Here is a 19,003-nt window from a genome sequence, read left to right as displayed (position 1 = left end):
AGGAGAGGTCTGCGATGGACCCGACCGACCTGGCTCGTATCCAGTTCGCCACCACGAGCATCTACCACTTCGTGTTCGTCCCGGTGACGATCGGGCTGGCGTTCCTGGTGGCCGTGCTGCACACCCAGTGGTACCGATCGGGCCAGGAGGACCACAAGCGGCTGACCCGGTTCTTCGGCCATCTGCTGCTGATCAACATCGCCGTCGGGGTCGTCACCGGGCTGGTGCAGGAGTTCCAGTTCGGCATGAACTGGTCGGTGTACTCACGGTTCGTCGGCGACGTGTTCGGCGCGCCCCTGGCGATGGAAGGGCTGGCGGCGTTCTTCCTGGAGTCGACCTTCCTAGGGTTGTGGGTCTTCGGCTGGAACGTACTGCCCCGGCGCGTCCACCTCGCCACGATCTGGCTGGTCGCCGTCGGGGCCTCGCTCTCGGCCGCGTTCATCATGGCCGCGAACTCGTGGATGCAGCACCCGGTGGGCTACACCACAGACGCCCAAACCGGGCGGCCGCAGCTCAGCTCGATCGGGGACCTGTTCACGAATCCGGTGTTCGTCTGGGGATACGTCCACGTGATCCTGGCTTCGTTGCTCACCGGAGCCGTGCTGATGCTGGCAGTGTCCGCGTGGCAACTCAGGCGCCGCGAGCACAGCGGACCCTTCCGCGGCTCGGCCAAACTCGCCATCCTCGTCCTGGTCCCGGTCTCGATCCTGGCGCTGGGGGTCGGCAGCCACCTCGGCGTGGTGGAGGCGGAGTACCAGCCGATGAAGATCTCGGCCGCCGAGGCACAGTGGGAGACCTGTCAGCCCTGCTCGTTCTCGCTGTTCCAGATCGGCGGCGGCAGGAACGACGAGACCCCGACCCAGTTGATCGAAGTACCCCATCTGCTGTCCTTGCTGGCCACGGGTACGTGGAACGGGCAGGTGGAAGGGCTCAACCAACTTCAGGCGGCCGACGTCCAGCAGTACGGCGACGGCAACTATGTGCCGGACGTGTTCGTGCAGTACTGGTCGATGCGGGTGATGGCCTACCTCGGCAGCCTGATGACGCTGATCGGCCTCTGGGGAGCCTGGCTGCTGTACCGCCGGAAGCTGACAGAGTCGCGAGTGTTCCTCGCGGTGGCGACCTGGGCGGTGCTGGCGCCTTTCCTGATGAACACGGCCGGCTGGCTGCTGACGGAGAACGGGCGCCAGCCATGGCTCGTCCAGGGACTGATGAAGACCGCGGACGGCGTGTCCACCTCGGTCAGCACGACCGAGCTCGCGATCAGCATCGGGGTGCTGGTCGCCGTCTACGTGCTGCTCGGGATCGTCTACCTCTTCCTGATGCTGCGCTACGCACGACGCGGTCTCGAGCTCGAGCACGCCGACGACGAGCCCACAGGTGATCCCCGGACGCCGGCGATCACCTACTAGCGACCCTGGAGGCGGCCGTGGGACTACCCGAGCTGTGGTTCGTGATCATCGCGATCCTGTGGACCGGCTTCTTCGTCCTGGAGGGTTTCGACTTCGGGGTCGGGATGCTGCACCGGGTACTCGGCCGGACCGGCCTGGAACGCCGGGTGGCGATCAACACCATCGGTCCGTTCTGGGACGGCAACGAGGTGTGGCTGGTGGTCGGCGGTGCGGCGATCTTCGCCGCGTTCCCCGACTGGTACGCCAGCTGGTTCTCCGCGAGCTACCTCGCGGTGGTGCTGCTGCTGGTGGCGCTGATCGCCCGAGGCGTGTCCTTCGAGTTCCGTGGCAAGGTCGACAGGCCCGGCTGGCGCCGGCTGTGGAGCGGCACGCTGACGATCGGCAGCCTGCTGGCGCCGCTCGTACTCGGGATCGCGCTGGGTGACCTGGTCGCCGGCCTGCCGCTCGACGCCGACGGCGAGTTCACGGGCACGTTCTGGGATCTCTTCACGCCGTTCGGCCTGTGGACCGGAGTGACGCTGGTGGTGCTCTGTCTCGTGAACGGGGCGACGTTCCTCGGCATCAGGACCACTGGTGAGCTGCGTGAGCGAGCGCATCGTGCCGCTCGCTGGTTCGGCTGGCTGAGCTTTGTGGTGGTCACGGTCTACGCGATCTGGATCCTGGTCATCGCGGACCACGGCTGGGCGCCGATCCTGCCGCTGGTCGTCGCCCCGGCCGCGCTGCCCGTCTCCGTCTGGGCGGTGCACCGGGCCCGCGATGGCGCCGCGTTCGTCCTGTCGGCGACCGCGATGGCAGGTGCCGTGGCGGGACTGTTCGCCGCCCTCTATCCCCAGGTCCTGGTGTCCAGCACGGACCCCGCGAACAGCCTCACCGTCGCCAACGCGGCGTCGGCCGACTATGCGCTCACGGTGATGAGCGTCGTCGCGTTGATCTTCTTTCCCTTGGTACTTCTCTACCAGGCTTGGTCGTACGTCGTCTTCCGTCACCGCCTGAGTACATAGGCCACGTCATCCATCGCGGATGAGGCATCTCGCGCGGATTCGACGAAGGGTGGAGAGATGGCTGGCGATCAGCACTACGACGTGATCATCATCGGCACCGGCGCAGGTGGCGGCACACTGGCCCATCGTCTGGCGCCGTCCGGTAGGCGGGTCCTCCTGCTCGAACGCGGTGACTATCTGCCGCGAGAACGCGAGAACTGGGACTCCACCGCCGTGTTCGTCGAGGGCCGGTACCGGGCTCCGGAGTACTGGTACGACCAGCACGGCCACGAGTTCCCGCCGGAGACCAACTACTACGTGGGTGGGAACACCAAGTTCTACGGCGCCGCTCTGTTCCGGTTGCGACCGCAGGACTTCGGGGAGCTGCGGCACCATGGCGGCGTCTCGCCCGCCTGGCCGCTGCGGTACGAGGACTTCGAGCCGTACTACACGGAGGCCGAGCACCTCTACCGGGTCCACGGTCGTCACGGCGAGGACCCCACCGAAGGTCCGGCCAGTGCGCCGTACCGCTTCGCGCCGGTCGAGCACGAGCCCCGGATCCAGCAGTTGAGCGACGACCTGGGCAAGCAGGGGCTGCATCCGTTCCATCTGCCGATCGGTGTCGATCTCATCCAGGACGCGCAAGGCCGCGCGAGCCGGGACAGCGTTTGCATCCGGTGTGACCGGGTGGACGGATTCCCGTGCCTGCTCCAGGCGAAGTCGGACGCGCAGGTGATCTGCGTCGACCCGGCGCTGAAGCACGAGAACGTCTCGATGCTGACGAACGCCCACGTGCTGCGGCTCGAGACCGACCCGGCCGGGCGGACGGTCTCGCAGGTCGTGGCCGAGGTCGACGGGTCGACCATGCAGTTCAGCGCGGACCTCGTGGTTGTCGCCTGCGGCGCGGTCAATTCCGCCGTACTGCTGCTGAAGTCGGCGAACGACCGCCATCCGAACGGCCTGGCGAACAGTTCGGACGTTGTCGGCCGCCACTACCTGCGGCACAACAACCTCGCGCTGATGGCGGTGTCGAAGGAGCCGAACCCGACCCTGTTCCAGAAGACCCTGGCGATGAACGACTGGTACCTCGGGGCCGACGACTGGGACTACCCGCTCGGCGGGATCCAGATGCTGGGCAAGTCCGACACCGAGCAGGTCCGCAGCGGCGCGCCGCGCTGGGCCGGCAAGATCTCGCCGGGCATGCCGTTCGAGATGATCGCCCACCACGCGGTCGACTTCTGGCTGTGCGGTGAAGACCTTCCGCAGCCGGACAACCGGGTCACCGTGCGCAAGGACGGCTCGATCCAGCTCGCCCTCGACGAGGAGAACAACATCGAGGGCGTCAAGCGGCTCAGGCACAAGTTGGAGGGCATGCTCGGTGACCTCGGGATGCACGAACACCGGCTGCTCGACCACAGCATCTACCTGTACAAGGGGATGCCCATCGGCGCCACCGCGCACCAGGCGGGCACGGTGCGGTTCGGCGACGACCGGCAGAGCTCGGTCCTCGACGTGAACTGCAAGGCCCACGACCTCGACAACCTCTACGTCGTCGACACCAGCTTCTTCCCGAGCATCGGCGCCGTGAACCCCTCGCTGACCGCGATCGCGAACGCGCTCCGGGTAGGCGACCACATCCTCGACCGGCTCCGCTGAGTCCAGCGGACCCGGACTGAACAGGAGAACCGCTATGCCAACCGCCGACATGGACGCGCTGGTCATCTTCGGTGCGACCGGTGATCTCGCGAAGCTGGAGACCTTCCCTGCCCTGGTCGGGCTGGTCGACCGGGGCGTGCTCGACGTACCGATCGTCGGGGTGGCCAAGAGCGGCTGGGGACTCGACCAGTTCCGCGCGTATGCGACCGCGTCGTTGAAGGCCAACGGGATCGACCCGGACAGCACCGCGGCGGCCGGCATGCTGGGCCTCCTGCGCTACATCGACGGCGACCTCGGCGATGCCGCGACGTACGCCATGATGGCCGACGAGGTCGGCGCCGGGAATCGGGCGCTGTTCTACCTCGAGGTGCCCCCGCCGTTGTTCGGCCGGATCGCCGAGGGCATCGCGGGTGCGGGCAAGGCCGACGGGGCCCGGGTGATGGTCGAGAAGCCGTTCGGCACCGACCTCGCCAGCGCCCGGAAGCTCAACGCGATCATGAACAAGGTCTTCCCCGAGGAGGCCATCTACCGCGTGGATCACTGGCTCGGCCTGGACCCGCTGGAGAACGTGCTGTTCGCCCGCTTCGCCAACTCGGTGCTCGAACCGCTGCTCAACCGCGAGCACGTGGAGAGCATCCAGATCACCATGGCGGAGAGCTTCGACGTCTCCGACCGAGGCAGCTTCTACGACCGTACCGGGGCGATCCGCGACGTCATCCAGAACCATATGCTGCAGGTGCTCGCGAGCGTGACCGCCGATCCGCCGGGCCATCTCGAGGACGCCAACTGGCGGACTCAGAAGGCCGCGGTCATCAGCTCACTGCGCCCGCTGACCAAGGACGACACGGTGCGCGGGCAGTACGACGGCTACCTGGACGTCGCGGGCGTCGAACCCGGGTCGCAGACCGAGTCGTACGTCGCGGTCCGGCTGGCCCTCGACACCTGGCGCTGGGCCGGTGTACCGATCGCGATTCGGGCCGGGAAGTGCCTGCCGGTCACCGCGACCGAGATCGTGATCCGGTTCCGCCGCCCACCGCGGGACCTCTTCGGGCTCGAGGGTTCCACCGCATCGAACGAGCTGCGGTTCCGGATCTGGCCGGAGAGCGAGGTTGGACTCACCCTGTGCGGCAAGAAGCCGGGCGCCGGCTGGACAGCGCAGGCCGAGCACCTCACCTTCGCCCAGGCGAAGGGATCCGACCAGCGACCGTACGACCGGCTGATCGGGGCGGCGCTCCTCGGCCGGCAGGCGCTCTTCGCCGCGCAGGACACCGTGGAAGCCGCCTGGCGAGTGGTCGAGCCCGTGCTTGGTGACGCCGTCCCTGTGATCCCGTATGCCAAGGGCAGTTGGGGGCCGAAGGAGGCCGACGCCTTGCTGCCGCCGGGGGCGATCTGGCATGACCCGGCCGGATGATCCAGGGGGCCCGGACGATGAGACAGCGGACCAGGAGCGGCGCGGAGGATCGATCGGAGCCTCGCCGGGTGGTGATCGTGGGCGGGGGCTTCGCCGGTTTGTTCGCGGCGCGCGCGTTCCGGCGCCGACGGGTGCAGGTCACCCTCGTGGACCGCGCCACCCACCACCTGTTCCAGCCGCTGCTGTACCAGTGCGCCACCGGGGTGCTGTCCGAGGGGCAGGTCGCGATGCCGCTGCGGGCGATCCTGCGCAAGCACGCCAACGTCGACTGCGTGCTCGCCGAGGTGACCGGTTTCGACGTCCAGGCCCGCATCGTCCACGCGCTGCGGCCGACCGGCGGCGAGCTCGAGTTCCCGTACGACGACCTGATCCTCGCCGCCGGCGTGCGGCAGTCGTACTTCGGGCATGAGGAGTTCGCCGCGTTCGCACCCGGGATGAAGACCCTGGCCGATGCGCTGCTGATCCGGCGCCGGGTCTTCGGTGCGTTCGAGATGGCCCAGTCGGCCACCGATCCGCAGGAGCGCCGGCGGTGGCTCTCGTTCGCTCTGGTCGGCGCCGGGCCGACCGGTGTCGAACTGGCCGGGCAGATCCGTGAGCTCGCCACGTCGACGCTGAGCAAGCAGTTCCACGACATCGATCCCACCGAGGCGAAGGTCCTGCTCTTCGACGGCGGCGACGCGCCGCTCGCGCCGTTCGGCCCGGAGCTGTCCGCCAAGGCCGCCGCCGCGCTGACCGACCTCGGCGTCGAGCTCCACCTGGGGTCGATCGTCACCAACGTGGACCAGAACGGGCTGGTGGTCCGAGGACCCGACGGCGCGAGTACGTCGTACGAGGTGGGAACCGTGCTGTGGGCCGCCGGGGTGGCGGCGCAGCCGGTCGCCGACCAGCTCGCGAAGGCCGCGGGCGCGGAGCAGGACAGGGCCGGACGGATCAAGGTCCAGCCTGACCTCACCCTGCCCGGCCACCCGGAGATCTCGGTGGTCGGTGACGTGATGAGCCTCGACGACCTTCCCGGTGTCGGCGAGGTGGCGATGCAGACCGGGTACTACGCGGCGAAGCGGATCAGGGACGAGGTGGACGGGAAGACCGATCCGCCGAAGCCGTTCCGGTACCGCGATCTGGGCTCCGCGGCCTACATCGCGCGCGGTCAGGCGGTCGTATCGGTCGGCCGGGTGCACCTGAGTGGCCGGATCGGCTGGCTGGCCTGGCTCGGCATCCACCTCGCCTTCCTGACCGGTTACCGCAACCGGTTCGGGGCGGTGCTCAGCTGGGCGATCGCCTTCAGCCGCGAGACCCGGCGCGAACGAGCTTTCACGATGCAGCAGGTCGCACCCGGTGGCGCCGACCTCTATCGCAACCGAAGAGGAGAAGACCCATCATGAGCGACTACCCACCCATCGCCGAACACGGGTTGATCGGCGACCTGCAGACCGCCGCACTGGTGACCACGGACGGATCCATCGACTGGTTCTGCTGTCCACGGTTCGACGCGCCGAGCGTCTTCGCCGCGCTGCTCGACCACGAGCGCGGCGGCTACTTCCGGGCCCGCGCGACCGGCACCGACGTCACGAGCCGGCAGCTGTACTTCCCGGACACCGCGATCCTGATCACCCGCTTCATGACCGAGGACGGCGTCGGCGAGGTCGTCGACTTCATGCCGCCGGCCGGCAAGCAGCCCACCGCGAACCACCGGATCCTGCGGATGATGCGGTGCGTGCGGGGGCGGATCAACTTCGAGGTGGACATCGCGCCCCGGTTCGACTACGGCCGCAAGGAGCACGAGACGCAGCTGGTCGAGCAAGGGGCGGTCTTCGTGACCGAGGACCTGAGCCTGACGCTGCACGCGGTCCGCGAGCCGGGTGACGAGCGGCTGGCGCAGGTGCGGGTGGACGGCGGCGACCTCCACATCGACTACGCGATGACAACCGGGGACGTCCGGGGGCTGATGCTGGAGTCGGCGGCCGAGGGGCCACCGCGTGAGATCGAGGTCGCGGAGTTCACGGCGATGTTCGACGACGCCACGACCTTCTGGCGAGAGTGGCTGTCCAAGTCGACGTACACCGGCCGGTGGCGGGAGATGCTGCAGCGCTCGGCGATCACGCTGAAACTGATGACGTACGCGCCGAGCGGCGCGCTGGTGGCCGCACCCACTGCCGGGTTGCCCGAGCAGGTCGGCGGCGAGCGCAACTGGGACTACCGCTACACCTGGGTGCGGGACGCCTCGTTCTCCGTGTACGCACTGCTCGGGATGGGCTTCACCGAGGAGGCGGACGAGTTCTGCGCGTGGTTGCGTGACCGCGTCCTGGAGAAGACCACCGGGCAAGGCGGTCCGCTCAACATCATGTACCGCGTGGACGGTTCGTCCGACCTGGTCGAGGAGTCGCTCGAGCATCTCGAGGGCTACCGGGGTTCCCGGCCGGTGCGGATCGGCAACGGCGCCTCGGACCAGCGGCAGATGGACATCTTCGGCGAGGCGCTGGACAGCATCTACTTCGCGGACCAGCACGGTATCGAGCTCGGCCACAAGGGCTGGATCGCGCTGCGTGGCATCGTCGACTGGCTGGCCGACAACTGGGACCTGCCGGGTGAGGGGATCTGGGAGACGCGCGGGGGGGAGAAGGACTTCACCTATGGCCGGGTGATGAGCTGGGTCGCCTTCGACCGGGCGATCCGGATGGCCGCGGAGCATGGCCGGCCGGGGGCGGTGGACCGCTGGAGCACCAGCCGGGACGCGGTCTACGACCAGGTGATGCAGCGCGGCTGGAACGAGAAGGTCGGAGCCTTCGTGCAGCACTACGACGACACCGTCCTCGACTCGTCGATGTTGCGGATGGCAACGGTCGGCATGATCACCCCCAACGACCCGATGTGGCTGTCCACGCTGGACGCGATGGATGCCGAACTCGTGGTCGACAGTCTGGTCTACCGCTACAACCCGGCCGCCTCGCCGGACGGGCTGGCCGGCGACGAGGGCACGTTCTCGCTCTGCACCTTCAACTACGTCGACGCGCTGGCGCGGGCCGGCCGCCTCGAGGAGGCCCGGCTCATCTTCGAGAAGATGCTCACCTACGCCAACCACGTGGGCCTGTACTCCGAGGAGATCGGCTCGACCGGCGAGCAGCTCGGCAACTTCCCGCAGGCGTTCACGCACCTGGCGCTGATCGACGCGGCCATCACCCTCAACGCCGCGCTGGATCAGGCGAAGGCCGGCGGGCGGGACGCCGCGACAGACGTCCCGGCCGCGCGCCGCAAGGCGGATGCGGCGGCGACCTGACCGGCTCCTGACACGGCGTCCTGACCACGCGTTCTGACTGGCGTGCGGGCTAGGGCCGGGTCTCGTCGGGTGCGTCGGGTGCGCCGAGGGTGCGGTCGAGTCTGCGGTCGATGGCGACGGCGATCGCGGGGTACACCAGCACCGACAGGACGCCGGCGCCCACCAGCGCGGCGGCGTTCTCGGGGAGCATCTTGCCGGTCTCGAGCCCGATCTCGCTGAGTGCGACGAGCAGCGGCAACGCCGTCGACACCACGAAGACGAGCTCGAAACGTCTCGACCAAGGCAGTGCGGATCGGTACACCAGCAGCGTCGGGAGGCCGCGCACGACGAGCAGCAGCAGGAAGAACAGCAACAGCCGCCCCGGTGCCTCGAGGATGGACTTCAGATCGAGACCCATCCCCGACGACACGAAGAAGATGGGGATGAAGAAGCCGTAGCCGACGGCATCGAGCTTGTGGTCCAGCGACTCGACGTCCCCGGGCGCCCATCGACGCAGCACGACGCCTGCCACGAAGGCACCCAGGACGACGTCGAGCCCGAAGTCGTTGGCGACGACGAGCAGGAGCAGCAGCAACGCGACCGTCCACCGCAGCGTGGTCTGCGAGGTCGCGTCCTTTCCCTCCGACAGGATTCGCGCGATCCGCCCACCACGTCCGAGCCTGGGCGCCACACTCAGCAGCAGGGCCAGGACTCCCACCGCGACCAGGGAGATGAGCCCGACGAACCGGCCGTTCGACCCGAGGAAGATCGCGATCGCCACGACGGGCAGGAACTCTCCGACCGCCCCCGCGGCGAGCACGTAGGAGCCGAACGACCCTTGCAGCATGTTGTTGTCCCGCAGGATCGGCAACAGCGTTCCCAGCGCCGTCGTCGTCAGACCGAGCGCGACCGGTACGAACGCGTGCACGAGGCCCGCCGCCGCCAGCAGGCCGACCACACCGATGGACAGCGCCACTGTGACCAGCCACCCCACGATGGCGAGCTTGCCGGCCCGCTGCCCGAAGACGGCCAGATCCAGCTCGTAGCCCGCCAGCAGGAACAGGAACCCCAGACCGACGTTCGCGAGCAGTTCGATGCTCTCGGGGTCCGCCAGATCGAGCACCTCCGGCCCGACGACGACACCGCCGAGAATGAGCACCACGACCTGAGGAATCCGCAGCCGGCCGAACAATCCGACCAGCACAGGAGTCACGGCCGCCACCAGCGCTACCACGAAGAGGCTGGTCAGTCCGAGACCGAGCTCACTGCCCATTCCTCCAGCCTGGCGGCCCGTCCCCGCCGGAACCTCCCCCGGCCCGGATGATCCTCACGGCATGCCTCAGCTGTACCACGGCGTTGCCGTAGTTTGCTCCTGACTGAGCGGAATGCGTTGTCAGGCAGCGTTTCCGGTCACGATCACGTTTTGGCGACCGGCGTCCGATTTCCGGGCCGGAGCCCTTCCGCAGATGACATCGGTGCTGTCACACTCACTCGCCAGGACGGTTGGAACCTTCGGGGATCCAGGAGGCCGGACGTGCTGGCAGCGACGAATCTCGAGGTCGTCTACGACGATGTGATGCTGGTGCTGCGCGGAGTCAGCCTCGAGGTCCCGCAGGGGCGGATCGTCGCCCTGCTGGGGGCCAACGGGGCGGGCAAGTCCACGCTGCTGCGCGCCATCTCGGGGCTGCTCGACGTGCACGGCGGCGAGGTGAGCCGCGGCGCGATCACGCTCGACGGCGAACCGATCCACGGTCTGGACCCCAGCCGGATCGCTGCCCTGGGCATCAAACAGGTGATGGAAGGCCGCCGGATCTTCAGCGATCTCACGGTCGAGGAGAACCTGCGGGTCGGCGGGCACGTCAAGCCGCGGTCGCTGAAGGTCAACCTGGACCGGACCTACCAGTTGTTCCCCGTGCTGGCCGATCGGCGGCGCAAGATCGCCGGCTACCTGTCCGGTGGTGAGCAGCAGATGCTGGCGATCGGGCGCGCGCTGATGTCCGACCCGCGGTACCTGCTGATGGACGAGCCGAGTCTGGGGCTGGCGCCGATGGTGGTGCAGCAGATCCGGGACGTGATCGTCGACATCAACGCGGCCGGCACCACCGTGCTGCTGGTCGAGCAGAACGCCGCGATGGCGCTGGCGATCGCCGAACACGGTTACGTGCTGGAGAACGGCGCGATGGTGATGGACAAGCCGGCCGCCGACCTGCTCGCCGACGGCGACGTCCGGGAGTTCTATCTCGGCCTCGGGGCGGAGGGCGCCTCCAGGTCGTTCCGCGACGTGAAGCACTACCGGCGCCGCAAGCGGTGGTTGTCATGACCGCGACCGAGACCCGGCCGGAGTCCACCCGCCCGGCGGTACAACCGGTGCTCACCTTCGACGACGTGCTGCTGGAGTTCTCCGGCGTGACCGCGCTCAACGGCGTGAGCTTCACCGTCGACCCCGGCGAACTGTTCGCGGTGATCGGCCCGAACGGCGCCGGCAAGACCTCGATCTTCAACGTGCTGTCCGGGGTGTACCGGCCGCAGCGGGGCTCCGTGCGCTTCGGCGACGAGGAATTGATCGGCCGCAAACCGCACGCGATCGCGCGACTCGGCATCGCCCGGACTTTCCAGAACATCGAGCTGTTCTCCAACCTGACCGTGCTCGACAACCTGATGCTCGGCCGCCATCACCACCACCCGTACGGCGTGCTGGCCGGGTTCGCCTGGCTCGGCAAGGCTCGCCGCAACGAACTCGCGAACCGGGTGGCGGTCGAGGAGATCGTCGACTTCCTCGAGCTCGCCCAGTGGCGGCGGATGCCGGTCGGCCTGCTCCCGTACGGCGTGCAGAAGCGGGTGGAACTCGGCCGGGCCCTCGCTTCGGAGCCGAAGTTGCTGCTGCTGGACGAACCTGTCGCCGGGATGAACCTGGAGGAGACCGAGGACATGGCACGGTTCATCCTCGACATCCGCGACGAGCTCGGCCTGCCGATGGTGATGGTGGAGCACGACATGGGTCTGGTGATGGACCTGGCCGACCGGATCATGGTGGTCGACTTCGGCCGGCCGATCCGGACCGGCCGGCCCCGGGAGGTGGCGACCGATCCCGACGTGGTGCGCGCCTACCTGGGCGAAGAACACAAGATCGTGCAGCAGGCGGGCGGCGAGCGGGCATGAGCACGGTCACCGCCGGAGTCCGGTTGTCCACGATCGCCGCCCGGGTGCGGGACCGCGCCACCGCGACCCCGGACGTGATCGCCCTGCGGGAGAAGGACCTCGGCCTGTGGCAGCAGGTCAGCTGGTCGCAGTACTGGCAGACCGCTGAGCTGGTCGGTCACGCGTTGCTTGCCCTGGGCATGGAAGCGGGCGACCGGGTGGCGATCCACTCGGAGAACCGCCGGGAGTGGCTCTACACCGACGTCGGAGCGGTCGCGGTACGTGCCGTCACGGTCGGTCTCTACCCGACGAACCCGGTCGCCGAGGTCGCCTATCTGCTGCGCCATTCCGGGACGCGGGTGTTGATCGCCGAGGACCAGGAGCAGGTCGACAAGGCACTGGCGGTCGCCGACGAGCTGCCTGCGCTGGAACACATCGTCTACCTGGAGCCGCGCGGCATCCGGCACCGGTACGACGACCCGCGGCTGCTGGCCTGGCCCGATTTCCTTGCCCTCGGCAAAGAGCACCGCGAGGTGCACCCGGATGCTGTGGACGAGCGGATGCGCCAGGTCCGCCCGGACGACCTCGCGACGCTGGTCTACACCTCGGGGACCACCGGTCCGCCTAAAGGCGTGATGCTCACCGTCGCCAATGTGGACTTCGCCATTCAGGAACTGGTCGAGCGCGGTGGATTCACCGCACCGCCGCCCTCGTCCAAGGACAGCGTGTTGTCCTACCTGCCGTTGTGCCATGTGGCCGAGCGAGTTTTCAGCTGCTGGTTCGGCGCGGGTGCGGGCGTCTGCGTGCACTTCGCGGAGTCGATCGAGACCGTCGCTCCCAACCTGCACGAGGTGCAGCCGACGATCCTGTTCGGCGTACCGAGGATCTGGGAGAAGATCGCGGCCGGCGTCCAGATCCGGATCGCCTCGGCCGGTCCGCTGAAGCGCCGCGTCGGCGGCTATTGGCTGCGCCGCGCCGACTGGATCGGCGACACCCTCGCCGCCAACGGCGGTCGGCACACCACGTCCTCCCGGCTGGTCCACGCGATCGGGTACGTCGTCTGCTACCGCGCGCTGCTCGACCGGATCGGCCTGCGCAAGGTCCGGTACTCCGCGTCCGGGGCCGCGCCGATCGCGCCCGAGGTGCTGCGGTTCTTCATGGGGCTCGGACTGCCGATGCACGAGGTGTACGGGATGACCGAGAACACCGCGGTGGCGACGGCCAACCGCCCGGGCCGGGTGAAGGTCGGCACGGTCGGCGAACGGCACGAGGGGGTGGAACTGCGGATCGACGAGACCACCGGCGAGATCCTGACCCGGCATGCGGGCACCTTCGCCGGGTACTGGCAGGACCCGGAGGCGACCGAGCGGATGATCGACCCGGACGGCTGGTTGCACACCGGCGACGTGGGGGAGTGGGTCGACGGCACCCATCTGCGGATCACCGACCGGATGAAGGACCTGATCGTCACCGCGGGCGGCAAGAACATCGCGCCGTCCGAGATCGAGAACGCGCTGAAGGCCTCGCCGTACGTCAAGGAGGCGGTGGTGATCGGCGACCGGCGCAAGTACCTGGCCGCGCTGATCGGGATCGAGCCGGACACCGTCGGCCACTGGGCGCAACTGCGCCGGCTGCCGTACTCGACGTACCGGGACCTGTCCTCGAAGGCGGAGGTGGTCGCGCTCGTGCAGGGGGTGGTCGACGAGGTGAACGAGCGGTTCGCGACGGTCGAGCAGGTGAAGACGTTCCGGCTGCTGCCGAAGCTCCTGGAGCACGAGGACGGTGAGCTGACCGCGACCCAGAAGGTGAAGCGGAGTGCCGTCACGAACGCTTTCGCCGAGCTCGTCGAGTCGATGTACCGCGGAGGTGTGCGGTGAACGAGTTCGTCGCCACGGTGGTCCGCGGTCTCGGCAACGGCTCGATCTACGCCCTGCTCGCGCTGGGTTTCGTGATCATCTACAAGTCCATGCGGGTGATCAGCTTCGCCCAGCCGGCCTTCATGATGACCGGCGGCGTGCTCGTCAGCTACCTGGTGCTCGAGATGAACTTCTTCCTGGCCGTCGTGGTCGGGCTGCTGCTCACCGGGTTGCTCGGCGCGGGGGTCGAACGGCTGGCGCTGCGGCCGATGATCGGCAAGCCGGTATTCGTGATCGCGATCATCACGCTCGGCGTCGACATCGTGATCCGCACGGTGGTGAACTCCTTCATCGGCCTGGACATCCGGCAGATGGGCGACCCCTGGGGCCTGAACCAGGTGAAGGTGCTCGGGGTGACCGTCGACCAGCGGAATCTCGCCACACTGGTCACCACGCTGGTGGTGGTCGCGGCGCTGTTCGCCTTCTACCGCTGGTCCCGCACCGGACTCGCGATGCGGGCGGCGTCGTCCGACCAGGAGGTGGCACAGGCTCAGGGCGTGTCCGTCGGCCGGGTGTTCTCGCTGTCGTGGGCGCTCGCGGCGATGCTCGCCGGACTGGCCGGGGTGTTCCTGTCGACCGGCATCGGGCTGGAGCAGAACCTCTGGCTGACCGCGCTCAAGGCGTTGCCGGTGATCATCCTGGGCGGCCTGGACTCGCTCGGCGGCGCGGTGGTCGCCGGACTCGCGATCGGAGTGGTCGAGGCGCTGGTCGGCAACTACGGCGGCGACCTGGCTCCGGTCTTCGGCGGTGACTTCTTCCTGGTCGTGCCGTACCTGCTGATGCTCCTGGTCCTGCTGGTCAGACCGTACGGCCTCTTCGGCACTCGGGAGGTGGAGCGGATATGAGCAGCACCAGGCTCGGCAGACCCCAGCTCTACCTGTCGTACGGGCAGGACATGGCGTTGCTGAACACCCCCGCGAAGCGCTGGTGGACCCTCTTCCTGGTGCTGGTCGCAGTACTGCTGCCGTTCATGCTCCAGGACGACCTGCTCGCCGTTCTGGCCACCGCCTTCGTGGCCGCGATCGGCGCCATCGGGCTCAACCTCGTCACCGGGTACGCCGGCCAGGTGTCCCTGGGGCACGCGTTCTTCCTCGGGCTCGGCGCCTACACGGCGGCGACGTTGTCGGGTGATCCGGACAGCACCCGGCTGATCGGGTTCGGGATCACGTCGTTCCCGATCTGGTTGCTCGCGTCCGGGCTGGTCGCGGGACTCGCCGGGCTGATCGTCGCGCCGTTGGCGGCTCGGTTGCGCGGGTTGTACCTGGCTGTGGTGACGCTCGGGCTCGTCTTCATCGGCGAGCACCTGTTCAAGCACTGGGGGGATCTCACCGGGGGAGTGGGAGTCGGCCGGCCGGCCGCGGTACCGGAGTTGTTCGGAATCCAGTTCGCGGTCGACGGCGAGTTCTTCACGAAGGCACAGAAGCTGTATCTGCTGATGTTCGTGCTGCTGGTGATCTTCGGGGTGCTGGCGCGGAACCTGGTCCGGTCGCGGATCGGCCGGGCGCTGGCCGCGGTACGGGACCGCGATCTGGCCGCCGAGGTGATCGGCGTCGACGTGACGCGGTACAAGATGATCGCCTTCGCGGTGTCGTCGTTCTACGCCGGCGTCGCGGGGGCGTTGTTGTACGTGATGATCGGCTTCGTCGAGCCGGGGTCGTTCAACCTGGCGCTGTCGGTGCAGTACATCGCGATGATCCTGGTCGGCGGCGTCGCCACCATCTCGGGATCGGTGCTGGGCGCGTTGTTCATCACGTTGTTGCCGCGGGTCACCCGCGAGCTGCCGGCCGTGCTGCCGTTCATCAGCAGCAGTTCGACGTCCGGGGGCATCACGGTCTTCCAGGTCGAGACGATCCTCTACGGCCTGTTGATCATCGGCTTCCTGATCTTCGAACCGCGAGGGCTGTTCGGGATCTGGATCCGCATCCGCACGTACTGGAAGTCGTGGCCGTTCTCGCACTGACCCTGGGGTCCGTCGGCGAGAAGCCTGAGGAGGAAGAGCGATGAGCAGAAGTCGCAGGACGGTCGCGGTGGGCCTGGTGGCCGCCGTACTGGCCGTCGCCGGGTGCCGGAACGACGCGCCCGAGACACAGCAGGGCAGCGAGGGCGTCAAGTTCGACGTCGGCGTCACCGCGGATCCCTGTCCGAGCGCGGTCGACCAGGCGAAGGGCTGTATCTACCTAGGCGTCATCTCGGACCTGACCGAGGGCCCGTTCAAGGCGCTGGGCGTGCCGGTCACGGAAGGCCAGAAGGCGTTCTGGAAGCGGGTCAACACGGCCGGCGGCATCGGTGGGTACGAGGTCGACATCACGAAGTACACCAAGGACAACAAGTACAACCCGCAGATCCACAACGAGGTGTACTCCGAGATCAAGCCGAACGTGCTCGGCCTCGCGCAGACCCTCGGCTCCCCGCCCACCGCGGCGATCCTGGCGGACCTGAAGGCGAGCAACGTGATCGCCGTGCCGGCCTCGTGGACGTCCGCCTGGGCGTTCGAGGACGTGATCCTCGAGTCGGGCACGAACTACTGCTTCGAGTCGATGAACTCGGTCGACTACGGCTCGGAGACGCTGAAGGCGAAGACCGTCGCGGCGGTGCACTTCCCGGGCGACTACGGCGACGACGCGGCCGCCGGTACGAAGATCGCGGCCGAGGCGAACGGGATGACGTTCACGGACATCCCGACCGCTCCCGGTCAGGAGAACCAGGGCGCGGCGATCACCAAACTGGTGGCGGCCAAGCCGGACATGGTCATCCTCACCACCGGTCCGACCGAGGCGGCGACCATCGTCGGCGGCGCGGCCCAGGCGGGGTACAAGGGCAAGTTCATTGGCACCAGCCCGACCTGGAACCCGGCTCTGCTGAAGAGCCCGGCCGGGCCCGCGCTGACGGCGCTCTACCTGCAGTCGGCACCCTGGGGTCCGTACGGGACGGACACCCCGGGCCACAAGGCGTTGCGCGAAACCCTGGGGGAGGCCGCGTTCAAGGCCGCGCCGAGTGACGGGTACACGGCCGGCTGGGTCTGGTCGTACCCGATGAAGGCCGCGCTGGAGAAGGCGGTCGAGAGCAAGGATCTGACCCGGGCCGGACTGCTGGCCGCGGTGAAGTCCCTGACCACGGTCGACTACGAGGGCATGCTGCCCGCCGACGCCGGCAAGTACGGCGGAGAGGCGAACGACCGGGTCTTCCGGCAGAGCCTGATCTCCAAGGTGGATGCTCCGTCGCCGACCGGGGTGGCGGTCGAGAAGGACTTCTTCACCGGCAAGACGGCGGAGAAGTACGAGTTCAGCAAGCCCTGCTACCAGTAGGCAGAGCTGTTCGTGTCGCGCGTGGACCAGGTGGTCCGCGCGCGGCACGTCACGTGTGGGCTCCGCGACGATGTGGCGCGACGCGCGGTTCACCTTGTCGTTGACGGCTGTTCACCATACGTTCACAGGGGTCGGCACATTCTTCCCGCCCAAGGAGGCCTCCTCGTGTCCGTGGAACCGCAGTCGAATCCCCTGTCCCGGCGGCAGTTCGTCGCCCGTGCCGCCGCGGCGGGTGTTGCCGTCAGCGTGGCGGGCTCGGTCGAGGCGCTGTACACCGCCCAACCGGCGCTCGGCACCTCGGGCCCGAAGATCGGGTACGGCCCGCTGATCGAGGACCCGAAAGGCATGCTCGACCTGCCGCGCGGGTTCAAGTACAACGTGCTGTCCCGGGAGGGCACGGTCAGGCCGGACGGGTTGCAGACCCCCAGCCGGTTCGACGGGATGGGCACCTTCCCGGACAGCCACGGCGGCAACCGGCTGGTACGGAACCACGAGTGCAGCCCGACCGCGACGATCAAGGTGGTCGCCCCGCCGGAACGCACGTATGACCCGGCCGGCGCCGGTGGTACCAGCACTCTGGTGGTCGACAAGCACAACCACCCGACCAGCGAGCACGTCAGCCTCGGCGGCTCCGCGATCAACTGCTCGGGCGGCATCACCCCGTGGCGCACGTGGCTGACCTGCGAGGAGACCGAACTCAAGGCCGGCCAGAGCGGCTACACCAAGGACCACGGCTTCATCTTCGAGGTCGACCCCTATGACGACCGCCGCAACAACAACCCCTTCCCGCTGAAGGAGATGGGGCGGTTCCAGCACGAGGCGGTCGCGATCGACCCGTCCACCGGCATCGTCTACGAGACCGAGGACGCCTTCGTCGCACCGCTCGGCGGCTTCTACCGCTTCCTGCCGAACCGCCCGCGCGGCGGCTGGGGCAGCCTCCGCGCCGGCGGCGAGCTGCAGGCGATGAGCATCGCCGGTACGCCGGACCTGTCCGTCTTCCAGGAAGCCGGCACGGTACTGCGCAACGTCGAGTGGGTGAAGGTCCCGGACCCGCTGGCGACGAGCGTGTCGGTCCGGGCCCAGGACTACCAGAAGCCGATCACCGGTGGCTACAAGCTCGAAGGCTGCTGGTGGGGCACCCGGGACCGCTGCGTGTACTTCGTCTCGTCGTTCGCGCGGACCGAGCTCGGCCCGAAGCAGAACCACGACGGCCAGGTCTGGAAGTACGACCCACGCAAGGGGACGCTCCGCCTCGAGGTCATCTTCACCCGCCCGACACCCGGATCGGACAACCCCGAGTTCGATGCCCCCGACAACATCACGATGTCGCCGTACGGCGGTCTGATGATGTGCGAGGACGGCCTCGGCGACCAGCACATCCTCGGTACCACCGAGGACGGCGAGGTCTTCAAGTTCGCCAGGAACCGGGTCAACAACGGCACCCCCGAGGCCCCGGAGTACGGCGAACTGGCCGGCGCCGGCTTCTCCGCCGACGGCCGCACCATGTTCTTCAACGTCTACACCCCCGGCATCACCTACGCCATCACCGGCCCCTGGCGCCGCCGCCGGTAACACCTGCCCACGCACCACCTCCCTCGCCGCTCCCACCCACCCGCGGCCCGCCACTCCAACGGCGCGGCTCACGGCCGGGTGCGGGCGGCGCGGTTGTCCTCGATCTCGATGGCAAAGCAAGGCGTAGCGTCCCGATTGAGGACTGCGGACCGCGACGCAAGGGAGCTGCTGTCCCAAACGGTTGGCGCTACCCCCACCGGTCGGGCAGGATGCGTCGCCCCAAGGACATCGCAGCAGCAGCGGCGAGGTCCACTGCCTGGCTCGCGTCACTCGCCGACCACAGCAAGTCGCGGGGCATGCGACCCTTGCCGCGATGCCGCGATGCCGCGATGCCGCGATGCAGCGCTGAAGGGGCTGTCC

14 protein-coding genes are annotated in these 19,003 nt (G+C 68.4%); 13 read left to right on the top strand and 1 reads right to left on the bottom strand.

The window, feature by feature from the left end:
- Positions 1–14 precede the first annotated feature (14 nt).
- The 6 genes from ACFPJ1_RS18530 to ACFPJ1_RS18505 all read left to right on the top strand — a co-directional run bounded on the left by ACFPJ1_RS18530 (position 15) and on the right by ACFPJ1_RS18505 (position 8,733).
- A complete protein-coding gene (locus ACFPJ1_RS18530; RefSeq protein WP_380105390.1) occupies positions 15–1,412 on the top strand; it encodes a cytochrome ubiquinol oxidase subunit I in 1,398 nt (465 codons plus the stop codon).
- A gap of 17 nt (positions 1,413–1,429) precedes the next feature.
- Positions 1,430–2,413, top strand: coding sequence for a cytochrome d ubiquinol oxidase subunit II (cydB, locus tag ACFPJ1_RS18525; protein WP_380105388.1), 984 nt, complete (start codon positions 1,430–1,432; stop codon positions 2,411–2,413).
- 57 nt (positions 2,414–2,470) lie between these two features.
- Entirely contained in the window at positions 2,471–4,048 is a 1,578-nt protein-coding gene (locus ACFPJ1_RS18520) for a GMC oxidoreductase (protein ID WP_380105386.1), read from the top strand.
- A gap of 34 nt (positions 4,049–4,082) precedes the next feature.
- Positions 4,083–5,459 carry a glucose-6-phosphate dehydrogenase gene (zwf, locus tag ACFPJ1_RS18515; RefSeq protein ID WP_380105385.1) on the top strand — a complete coding sequence of 459 codons (1,377 nt, stop codon included), beginning with the start codon at positions 4,083–4,085 and terminating at the stop codon, positions 5,457–5,459.
- 68 nt (positions 5,460–5,527) lie between these two features.
- On the top strand, positions 5,528–6,841 hold the full coding sequence (locus ACFPJ1_RS18510; protein ID WP_380105383.1) for an NAD(P)/FAD-dependent oxidoreductase: 1,314 nt from the start codon (positions 5,528–5,530) through the stop codon (positions 6,839–6,841).
- Positions 6,838–8,733, top strand: a complete 1,896-nt coding sequence (locus tag ACFPJ1_RS18505) for a glycoside hydrolase family 15 protein (RefSeq protein ID WP_380105381.1) — start codon at positions 6,838–6,840, stop codon at positions 8,731–8,733. Before ACFPJ1_RS18510 ends, ACFPJ1_RS18505 begins: the two co-directional genes overlap by 4 nt.
- Positions 8,734–8,782: 49 nt before the next feature.
- Here the strand turns inward: ACFPJ1_RS18505 and ACFPJ1_RS18500 are convergent, their stop codons facing one another.
- Positions 8,783–9,985 carry a cation:proton antiporter gene (locus ACFPJ1_RS18500; RefSeq protein ID WP_380105379.1) on the bottom strand — a complete coding sequence of 401 codons (1,203 nt, stop codon included), beginning with the start codon at positions 9,983–9,985 and terminating at the stop codon, positions 8,783–8,785.
- 261 nt (positions 9,986–10,246) lie between these two features.
- Between ACFPJ1_RS18500 and ACFPJ1_RS18495 the strand changes: the two genes are divergently transcribed.
- The 7 genes from ACFPJ1_RS18495 to ACFPJ1_RS18465 all read left to right on the top strand — a co-directional run bounded on the left by ACFPJ1_RS18495 (position 10,247) and on the right by ACFPJ1_RS18465 (position 18,643).
- Positions 10,247–11,032, top strand: a complete 786-nt coding sequence (locus ACFPJ1_RS18495; protein ID WP_380105378.1) for an ABC transporter ATP-binding protein — start codon at positions 10,247–10,249, stop codon at positions 11,030–11,032.
- The gene (locus ACFPJ1_RS18490; RefSeq protein WP_380105377.1) at positions 11,029–11,871 is read left to right on the top strand and encodes an ABC transporter ATP-binding protein; all 843 of its coding nucleotides are present in this window, start codon (positions 11,029–11,031) and stop codon (positions 11,869–11,871) included. The genes ACFPJ1_RS18495 and ACFPJ1_RS18490 overlap by 4 nt, the downstream gene beginning before the upstream one ends.
- Positions 11,868–13,727, top strand: a complete 1,860-nt coding sequence (locus tag ACFPJ1_RS18485; RefSeq protein ID WP_380105375.1) for an AMP-dependent synthetase/ligase — start codon at positions 11,868–11,870, stop codon at positions 13,725–13,727. The genes ACFPJ1_RS18490 and ACFPJ1_RS18485 overlap by 4 nt, the downstream gene beginning before the upstream one ends.
- Positions 13,724–14,611, top strand: coding sequence for a branched-chain amino acid ABC transporter permease (locus ACFPJ1_RS18480; protein ID WP_380105373.1), 888 nt, complete (start codon positions 13,724–13,726; stop codon positions 14,609–14,611). Before ACFPJ1_RS18485 ends, ACFPJ1_RS18480 begins: the two co-directional genes overlap by 4 nt.
- Entirely contained in the window at positions 14,608–15,726 is a 1,119-nt protein-coding gene (locus ACFPJ1_RS18475) for a branched-chain amino acid ABC transporter permease (protein WP_380105371.1), read from the top strand. The genes ACFPJ1_RS18480 and ACFPJ1_RS18475 overlap by 4 nt, the downstream gene beginning before the upstream one ends.
- A gap of 40 nt (positions 15,727–15,766) precedes the next feature.
- Positions 15,767–17,071 (top strand): ABC transporter substrate-binding protein, encoded by a 1,305-nt coding sequence (locus ACFPJ1_RS18470; protein WP_380105370.1) that lies wholly within the window; start codon positions 15,767–15,769, stop codon positions 17,069–17,071.
- A 165-nt stretch (positions 17,072–17,236) separates the two neighbouring features.
- Positions 17,237–18,643 carry an alkaline phosphatase PhoX gene (locus tag ACFPJ1_RS18465; protein ID WP_380105368.1) on the top strand — a complete coding sequence of 469 codons (1,407 nt, stop codon included), beginning with the start codon at positions 17,237–17,239 and terminating at the stop codon, positions 18,641–18,643.
- The last annotated feature ends 360 nt before the right edge of the window (positions 18,644–19,003 follow it).

This window comes from Kribbella qitaiheensis, assembly GCF_042657745.1.
Taxonomy (GTDB): Bacteria; Actinomycetota; Actinomycetes; order Propionibacteriales; family Kribbellaceae; genus Kribbella; species Kribbella qitaiheensis.
The sequence above is the reverse complement of the archived record's forward strand: the minus strand, read 5'-3'. Positions and strand labels throughout refer to the sequence as shown.